1 protein-coding gene is annotated in these 1,781 nt (G+C 29.0%); it reads right to left on the minus strand.

Annotated elements, in window-relative coordinates; genetic code table 4:
* Window positions 1-636: 636 nt before the first annotated feature.
* Complete coding sequence (locus G319_RS09615; RefSeq protein WP_026389593.1) at window positions 637-1,539, minus strand: hypothetical protein; 903 nt, start codon at window positions 1,537-1,539, stop codon at window positions 637-639.
* Between the last annotated feature and the right edge of the window lie 242 nt (window positions 1,540-1,781).

The raw sequence follows: 1,781 nt of genomic DNA on the forward strand, positions 1-1,781 counted from the left end.
AAAAAGCAGTAAACTTAATTACTACTTTTTCTCAAATAAAATTTTGTGTCACCTATGGGGTACATTCTCAAAGAGAGTGTTGCCATTTTTTGGAGCATTTAAAATAAAATTCTAAAGCTTAAGTTTTCATCTACCGACTACATACCTTATAGTTTAGGGCGAGAGTTTGTGTTGTGCTTTTCACTTTTAGGAACTCGCTTTACCAACCCGATATTTCTATCCAGCAAGGGTCTTTTGTCTCGCAAAGACTTATACACTCAGCTAAGCGGCAGTTTCAAGGCAAAACGCAAATAAATATAAAAAAATGGAAAAGTTTTCTCAAACCCTTCGATTTTACTTAATTTCTAGTATTATTTAAGCAAAGATGGCGGGGTTTCAAATCGCATCTTTTTTTATTTAGTTATTAATAGTATATAGCTAAAATAAGAAAAAAACACCATCATAGGTGTTTTTTTGATTTTTGGCCTCTTTTTTTAGCTAATCAATTCATTTATGCATTAAATAAAATTTCTAATATAGATCAAAATCTTTCTCAAAAGGTCATTTCTTTTCATTTCTTTCTTTTTTTAAATTCTTCTCTACGTTTTTTTGCTGCTGCTTTATTAAGAAGTTTTTTTTCTTTCTTGGACATAGGATTTATTTTATATATTTAACATAATCTAATGCAAACAAGGTAGCAGACAAAACAGCTATACCTGCAGAAATAGCAGGAAAAACCCAAACTTTTGCTGTAAGTCCTGTGATACTTATTTTTAAGGGAATTCTTACAGCACTATCCATTAAATGACCTAAATTATAGATAGATGTTATTGCAGAAATCCCCTTTTGAATTTTAGTCATTTCTTTATCATATTTAAGTAACGCAATATTTATTCCTGCAACAACTGCGCCTGTTAAAGCTGCTGCTGCAGTGCATCCAATAGCTCAAGGCAAAGTTATTCCAAATCATCAAGCGGCAGCATAGAAACTGGCTGCTGCAACTGCCAATGAGGCTGTTAATATAGATATAATCATTTTAGTTTTTTTAAGTTCTGTTACTAATTTTTCATTTTCACGTTTAACTTGGTCAATTGATTTCGTCATTGAATAAGTAGAAACTGCTAATTTAGGTGTTACAATCTCTTCTTTTTCAGCTTTAATTAATTCTTCTTGCGCTCTTAAAGTTTCTAATTTTAATTGTTTAGCAAAATCTTGGTTTTCAGATTTAACAGCATTTTCAATTTCTAAAGTATTTAAATTTTCTAACTTATAACGATCTAACATTTCAATTGAATTCTGTTTAGCTAATTCTTTAACTTTTTGTATATCATTTTCACTAATATTACTATAAGTTGTTAATTTATTAGTTGAATAATCTTCTAAATATGAATTAACACTTTCATACATAAAATTTCAATCAGTTTGATAATTTGTATCAATATTTTCTTTTATTGTTAAATTATTAGTATGATTTTTAGTATTTGTGACAAATACACTAATTGCTGATGCTCCTAATAATCCAACCCCTAAAATTGATAATGACTTTTTCATATTTAACATAAGCATCCACTCCTTAAGTTTCTATAATTTAATTTTACTAAAAAACTAAATGATTTTTGAACTTTGCCTTGACAATTTCCTTCTTGGGTTCGAAGAATTAAGCCAAACGGGCATAGTGTCCCCTACAAATTTGATTTTACATACTTTTTTGTATGTAAAATCAAATTTGTAGGGGACACAATAATTACATTTCTTCTTTGGGACAGAAGTATCGCCTGACGGTATATAATTAATCATTCTTT

This window comes from Tullyiplasma multilocale ATCC 49900 (genome assembly GCF_000483165.1).
Lineage (GTDB): Bacteria > Bacillota_I > Bacilli_A > Mycoplasmatales > Mycoplasmataceae > Tullyiplasma > Tullyiplasma multilocale.